This window comes from Candidatus Binataceae bacterium, assembly GCA_035500095.1.
Classification (GTDB): domain Bacteria; phylum Desulfobacterota; class Binatia; order Binatales; family Binataceae; genus JAKAVN01.
The window spans coordinates 1-6,816 of the sequence record DATJXN010000095.1 but is presented as its reverse complement, the minus strand read 5'-3'; the positions used below and the strand labels follow the sequence as shown (position 1 = coordinate 6,816).

Genomic DNA, 6,816 nt, shown 5'->3' with positions numbered 1-6,816 from the left:
CTGTAGAGTGGGCCACTGATTTGAAGTGGTCGCCTCAGCGGCCCCTCGTCAAACCGTGCGTGCAGTTTTCCCGCACACGGCTTTCCGACTGCCATTGCTCCGGCAGCATTATGCCGTGACAAGATGCCCATACCGGTCTGGGCCACGGGCCAACAGGTCATAGAGCTTGAACAGCCCGTGGTAGTTGTAGAACCAGGACGGCGGATGGTCCCTCCACCCTTTCGAGCGCTTCTTGTACTTCTTCCGCAGCATGATGCAGAGCGTCCACGTCGTGTAGTTTGCGATGCGCAGAAAGTGCATCCGCGAGTTGCCAGTCTTGAAGTAGTTCCCCCATCCTCGCAGGACCGGATTTACCCTTTCCCGCAGGAGGTCGGGGAGGTTCCGGTGCTGTCCGCCGCGGACTGCTTCCCGGATTTTCTTCTTGACCGCGTTCATCGCTTTGGGTGCGGGATAGTAGTATGGCCGTATCGCTCCGGTGCGCTTCGAGGGCTGCACCACGAAGCGATGCCCGAGGAAGTCAAACGATTCCCGGCGGACATCCACCACCCGTGTCTTCTGTTCGTTGAGCGCCAGACCGAGCCGGTCGAGCACCGCTTTGGCGGCGGCCAGATATACTTCAGGCCGCTGCTGGCACAGAATCACAAAGTCATCGGCGTAGCGCACGATGTGAGCATCGTGCTCGCGTCCGCCGAAGCCCTTGCGCTCCCAATATCGGTCCAACCAATGGAGGTACAAGTTCGCCAGCAGTGGCGAGATGACCCCGCCCTGCGGCGTTCCGGTCAGTTCCTTTCGGACCTGCATTTCCTCCATGACCCCGGCGTCGAGCCACATCTCAATCAGCTTGACCACTGACCGGTCGATGACTCTGGACCGCACAGACAGCAGCAGGCGGTCATGCGGTATCCGGTCGAAATACGACTTGATGTCCGCATCGACCACCCATCGGCAGCCGAAGTTGAGCTGCTTGTAGACTTCCCGTAGCGCTTGGTGAGCATTCTTCCGGGGTCGGAAGCCGTACGAGAAATCCTTGAAGTCCGCCTCGAACAGAGGTTCGATGACGAGCTTCACCGCTGCCTGCACTACCCGATCGGTAATGACAGGAATGCCGAGCGGTCGCTGCGTACCGTCCGCCTTCGGGATATAAACTCGCCGAACTGGCAGAGGCCGATAGCGCCGCCGCAACAAGCGTTCTTTGATGCTGCGCAGGAACGTGTCTACGCCGACTTCCTTCTCGATTACCTCGAAGGTCTGTCCGTCGATGCCTGGGGCACCGGCGTTGGCTTTGACCCGTGCATACGCGATGCGCAGAACGTCGTCGCGGCACACCTTGTCATAGAGCACTCCGAACTTGCGCGTCGGATTCGCCTTGGCTGCGCGGTATAGCGTCCGTTGCAGTACTCGCACTCTTTCTAGCGGCGTGTTCTGAGCTTTCGCAATCACGCAGTGCCTCTCGCAGCGGTTCGCACGGCAGAAGCAGAGCTCCTTCCCTCCGGCAAGGTTCTGTTGTCCTCGCCATCGCCGGTACTATGACCTCCTCCGACTCCTCTATCCCGCATTCCTCCGGACTTCGGTGGTTGCCTTATACCTTTGGTTACGCGGCGGGTTGGGCCGCGACGGGTAGAGGTCTCGTTTGTTCCGCTCGGTTCTTTCTGCGCATCCCATCCTCTATACCCCGGGTTCCGCCCCCGGCTTCGAACGGCTAGTTCATCCACCGGGGACACTGGCCTTCGTCCCCGTTCTAGAGACTCGGCGGAACCATCTACACCATGCTCTCCCAGTATCACCGCACGGCTGACATTTACGAGGCTTGCGAGGTTCACTTGCGTTACGGGCTATGCAGTTGCGCGCGCCCACGGTCTGGGTCTGGGGCCACGTTTTTCCGGCGTTGCTCCCGCGCCTCGGTCGCCCTCGACCCGTACGCCATAGCTACACAGGCAACTAGCCTCTTCCTGTGACAGGACTTTCACCTGCAAGATGCCGAGCAGCTTTCAAACCACTCAAAAAGGGATGTCGTCGTCGTCGTCCTTGCCGGGGGTGTCCTTGCGATGGCCGTCTCCCTTGCCGCCGCCTTCGGATCTCGCCGCCGGATCGTAAGGCGCGGTCTTGAGCTCGCCCTGCGCATTGCGCATCAGCAGCTCGACCTTGCGCTCGACCTCGTCGAGCTTCTGGTTGAGCGAGCGGACGAGGCCGACGCCGCGCTCAAAGGCCGCGATCGAATCCTCCAGCGAGAGTTCGCCGGAATCGATCTGTCCCACGATTCCCTCGAGATCTTTCAACTCGTCTTCGAACTTTCTGCGCGTGGTGGCCATCGCTTAGCCTCGGATTGCGGACTCGGATCGCGCACGCGCCTCAGGATTGGCGCGCAGTCGTGCGGGCGCGCAGGCTGCCGTGGCTCAGCCGGACGTCGAGTTCGTCGCCGATCTCGACCTCGGCCGCATCAATTACCGCGCGGCCGTCGCGCAGGTTTATCGCGACGGCGTAGCCGCGCTCGAGCACCCTCAGGGGCGAGGTCGAGTCCAAGCGCGCCGCGAGCGCCGCCAGTTCGGCGCTGCGGCGCCCCTGCGCACGTTCCATCGCCGCCCCCAGCCGCACCGCCGCCGCCGCCAGGGCGGCGCGCCGGCGCTCGGCCATCGCGCGCGGCGCGGCTTCGCCAAGTCGCGCCGCCATCGCCTCGACGCGCATCCGCATCCGCGTGGCCTGCCCTCTCATCGCTTGCGCCAGATGGAGCGTCACGCGCTCCGCACCCAGACGCAGCGTGCGCACGAGCGCGCCGGGGGGCGTCAGATGCGCGCCCAACGCGGCGACGTGGCGGCGCCGATCGCCAAGGCGCGCGGCGAGCGCCGCGCAGAGCGCGGCCGCCGCCTCGTCGGCGCGCTGGCGCGCCTGGCGGAGCGCCGCTTTGGGCTCGCGCAGCCGCGTGTTGAGATGGGCGACGGCGCGGCGATGGTCGGATAGCGCGCTGACCGCCGCGCCGTTGAGCGTAGCGGCGGTTTCGTCCACCTGCCGGCGGAGCGCGGGAAAATCGGGGACAACGAGCTGCGCCGCCGCGGTCGGCGTCGGCGCGCGCACGTCGGCTACGAAGTCGGCGATGGTGTAGTCGATTTCGTGGCCGACGGCCGAGATCACCGGGATGCGCGAGCGATGGATCGCGCGCGCGACCGCCTCTTCGTTAAACGCCCATAGATCCTCGAGCGAGCCGCCACCGCGCCCCACGATCATCACCTGGGCGCGCGCGTCGTCGTTAAGGTCGTCGATCGCCTGCGCGATTTCCGCGGCCGCGCCTGGCCCCTGCACGCGCGCGGGCCGGATGATGACGTGCAGGTTGGGACAGCGCGCGAGCGCGACCGTTAAGATATCGCGCAGCGCCGCGCCGCCGAGCGCGGTCACCACGCCCACCGCCGCGGGCAAAAACGGCAGCGCGCGCTTGCGGCCCTCGTCGAACAGCCCCTCGCGGCTCAGCCGTTCCTTGAGCTGCTCGAAGGCGAACTGCAGCGCGCCGAGACCGCGCGGCTCGATCTCTTCGGCATAGAACTGGAGCGCACCGCGCGCCTCGTAAACATCGACCCGGCCGCGCACGACGACCTGCATCCCGTCAACGACCTTGAAGCGCATCCGCGCCGCCGCCGAACGGAACATCACCACGTTGATCGCGCTATGCGCGTCCTTGAGCGTGAAATAGAGATGGCCGGAGGGCGCCGGGCGGGCGTTTGAGATTTCGCCCATCACCCAGCACTGGTCGAGATTGGCCTCCAGCGTCTCGCGGACCATCCGCACCAGTTGCGTGACGTTGAGCGCACGCACCTGGCCGCGCAACGAGAGTTCCAGTTGGCCGGCCATGCGGTCAACTTACCAGATGCGCGCCGCGAAGCGTAAGGCGCGTCCACCGCATCGGGCGCGATCGCGAACGCCGGAGCAGGGAAGAAGTGATCTCTCTGACTCCGTCGCCCCCCAGTGGGGAACAACGCTCACCGTCCTCTCGGCTGAAGCTGTGGGCGCCGCGAAGCTTGAGCGCATCCCGCGGCATCAGTCGCGATCGCGAGGGCCGATGCAAGCAGAACACGGGGCGGGAAATAAAAAGCACGCCGTGCGGGTAAAAATAAGGAACGCCGCCCGCGTAAAAATGCGGGCGGCGCCTGGTCGACGAAATTCAGGCTCTCGGTGGAACGCTATTGGCCCGAGCCGTCAGAGCCCGAGTCGTCCGCGGGAGCGGCCGCCGGTTTCGGCGCCGCCTGCGGCGGCGGAACGTCGTTGCGCGCAAGCTGGAGCTTGTAGCTGCGCCAGTTGTCCAGCACCTGAATCGCGCGTTCGAGCTGAACGTCCTTCTGTTCCGGCTGAACGCCCCCTGCCTGCTCCTTGCTCGCGTGATTACCCCTGGAGTGCTTCGCGGAGCCCGCGGCCGGAGCGTTCTGGTCCTTGCCGGCGGGGGCGTTAGGAGACTTGGCGTCGTTGTTCTTGAAATGATGGAGCAGGTCGCTCTCGCGAATTTCCGTGTCCTCGTTGATCGTCGCGCCTTGCTGCTCGAGCGCCGCGAGCGTAGTCCGAGGCGGCTCGGAGGTCACGTCGGGCGTGATCCCGACGGCTTGGATTGAGCGGCCGTTGGGCGTGTAGTAGCGCGCGGTCGTGAGGCGGAGCGCCGAGTGATCGTCAAGCGGCAGGATGGTCTGCACGGAGCCCTTGCCGAAGGTCTGAGTCCCGACGGTGATCGCGCGGCGCTGATCCTGCAGCGCGCCGGCGACGATCTCGCTTGCGCTCGCGCTGCCGCCGTTGACCAGCACCACCATCGGGTAGTCCACAAAATCCTTCTTGCGATGCGAGAAGTACTTCTGCTGCTGATTCTCCTGGCGTCCCTGGGTGTAAACGATAAGTCCGCCGTCGAGGAATTCGTCGCCGACCTGCACCGCCTGGTTGAGCAATCCGCCCGGGTTGTCGCGCAGATCGAGCACCAGGCCCTTTACCTGGCCGTTGTGATCCGCGCGGAATTTGTCCAGCGCCTTCTGCAGATCGTCGCCGGTGCCCTCTTCAAAGCTGCTGACGCGGATGTACTCGTAGCCGTGGCGCAGATCCTTGGCCTTGACCGACTTTATCTTGATCACCTCGCGCGTGACGCTCACCGTGAAGAGTTCCGGCACGCCCTTGCGATGGATGGTGAGGTGGATCTTGCTGCCCTGCGGCCCGCGCATCCGCTTGACCGCGTCCGTTAGCGTCATACCCTTGGTGAAGTCGTCGTTTATCTTGACGATCTGGTCGCCGGCCTTGACCCCCGCCTTGTAGGCGGGAGTGTCCTCGATGGGCGCGACGACCGTCAGCATGTCGTCCTTGACCGTAACCTCGAGACCCAGCCCACCGAAGCTGCCGCGGGTTTCGACTTCGAGGTCGCGATAAAGGTCGGGGGTGAGATAGGCGCTATGCGGATCGAGCGACGCCAGCATCCCGGTTATCGCGCCGTTGATCAGCTGCTTGGTCGTAACCGGCTCGACGTAGTTCTTCTGCACGATCGCCAGCACGTTGGCGAAGGTGGCCAGTTCCTTGTAGGTGTCGTCGGGCAGCGCGTCGGCGCGCCGCACGGCGATCTCAGCCAGCAGGACAAGGATCGCGAACGCGCATACGCCCGCGACCAGGAAGGGTGAACGATTGCGTTTCATTGATTGTTCGCCGCTATCACCCGCTGCGTACCGAGCGGGTTACATTCAAGCATATTCCTTGCGCCGTCCGGACGCCACCACTTCGCCCGACGGATTCCGTATTTACGCGCTCGCGGATGGCCGCCGAGGGCCACCGCAGATGCGGTTTCGCGACGGACGCGCCCGTGGTCCTAGCCCTTGCTGTCCTTGAGCAGTTCCTCCAGGGCGTCGCGAATCGCGGGCTGCGACCAATCGAAGGCGCCCGCATGATGGGCGACGACGCGGCCCTGGCGGTCGATAATAAAGGTTTCCGGCACGCCGCTCACCTTGTAAGCCTCGGCCACCGCGTTTTGCGGGTCAAGCAGGACGTCAAAGTGGTAGCCGTGCTTTTTGACGTAGGACATGACCTCTTGACGGCTGCCGGTATCCTGGCTGACCGCTAGCATCACGAAATCCTTGTTGTTGCGGAAATTCTCGTAGAGCTTCTCCATCGAGGGCATCTCTTCGCGACACGGCGCACACCAGGTCGCCCAGATATTGAGGAACACGACTTTGCCGCGCAAGTCGGACATCGAGACCGAAGTGCCGCTCAGATCGGTCAATTTGAAGGCGGCGGCCTTTTGGCCCGCGGCGATCGGCTTCTCGCCCCCGAGTCCCGAATCGGTGCCCTCGAACTGCGACGGCCCAGACGCCCCGCGCCGGATCTGCGTCACCGCGATCAGCACGACGCCCGCGAGGAGTGCCCCGCCGGCAAGCATCGAGAGCAGCCTCACCCGGGGATTCATCGTGTCCTCGAGCGCTCGCCCCTGCGCTATGCGCGCGCCGCAGCTTTCGCCGCGGCAGGGCTGCTCTGCGCCGGCGCTTCCGCGCGCGTCCATCCGGAGAACACGCCGCCGGTCATCCAGAGCGCAACCAGGCCGACCGCGATCATCGCGAGGCTGATAAGCTGCGCTTCGCTAAGCGCAAAGAGCACGCGCGGATTGACGCGGAGAAATTCCACCATGAACCGGCATGCTCCCAGGAGAACCAAGTAGAGGTAAAAGATGCGGCCTGCTACGCCTGCCCGCCGGCGCATCGACCACAGGATAAAAAATACTCCCGTGTAGAGGATGGTTTCATAGAGCGCCGTCGGATGGACCCGGACGCCTGGGAAAAATCCCGATACGAGTTGATGATTCGGTCCGAGCTTGAGCAC

The 6,816-nt window shown here is 64.5% G+C and carries 6 protein-coding genes; all 6 read right to left on the bottom strand.

Annotated features, from left to right (window positions below; genetic code table 11):
* Positions 1–108 precede the first annotated feature (108 nt).
* On the bottom strand, positions 109–1,440 hold the full coding sequence (ltrA, locus tag VMI09_09880; GenBank protein ID HTQ24995.1) for a group II intron reverse transcriptase/maturase: 1,332 nt from the start codon (positions 1,438–1,440) through the stop codon (positions 109–111).
* Positions 1,441–1,997: 557 nt separating this feature from the next.
* On the bottom strand, positions 1,998–2,309 hold the full coding sequence (locus VMI09_09875) for an exodeoxyribonuclease VII small subunit (GenBank protein HTQ24994.1): 312 nt from the start codon (positions 2,307–2,309) through the stop codon (positions 1,998–2,000).
* Between the two features lie 40 nt (positions 2,310–2,349).
* Complete coding sequence (xseA, locus tag VMI09_09870; protein ID HTQ24993.1) at positions 2,350–3,837, bottom strand: exodeoxyribonuclease VII large subunit; 1,488 nt, start codon at positions 3,835–3,837, stop codon at positions 2,350–2,352.
* Positions 3,838–4,166: 329 nt separating this feature from the next.
* On the bottom strand, positions 4,167–5,642 hold the full coding sequence (locus tag VMI09_09865; GenBank protein HTQ24992.1) for a S41 family peptidase: 1,476 nt from the start codon (positions 5,640–5,642) through the stop codon (positions 4,167–4,169).
* Positions 5,643–5,812: 170 nt separating this feature from the next.
* Entirely contained in the window at positions 5,813–6,406 is a 594-nt protein-coding gene (locus tag VMI09_09860; protein HTQ24991.1) for a TlpA disulfide reductase family protein, read from the bottom strand.
* 26 nt (positions 6,407–6,432) lie between these two features.
* On the bottom strand, positions 6,433–6,816 hold a 384-nt coding region (locus VMI09_09855), incomplete at its 5' end, for a prolipoprotein diacylglyceryl transferase family protein (protein ID HTQ24990.1).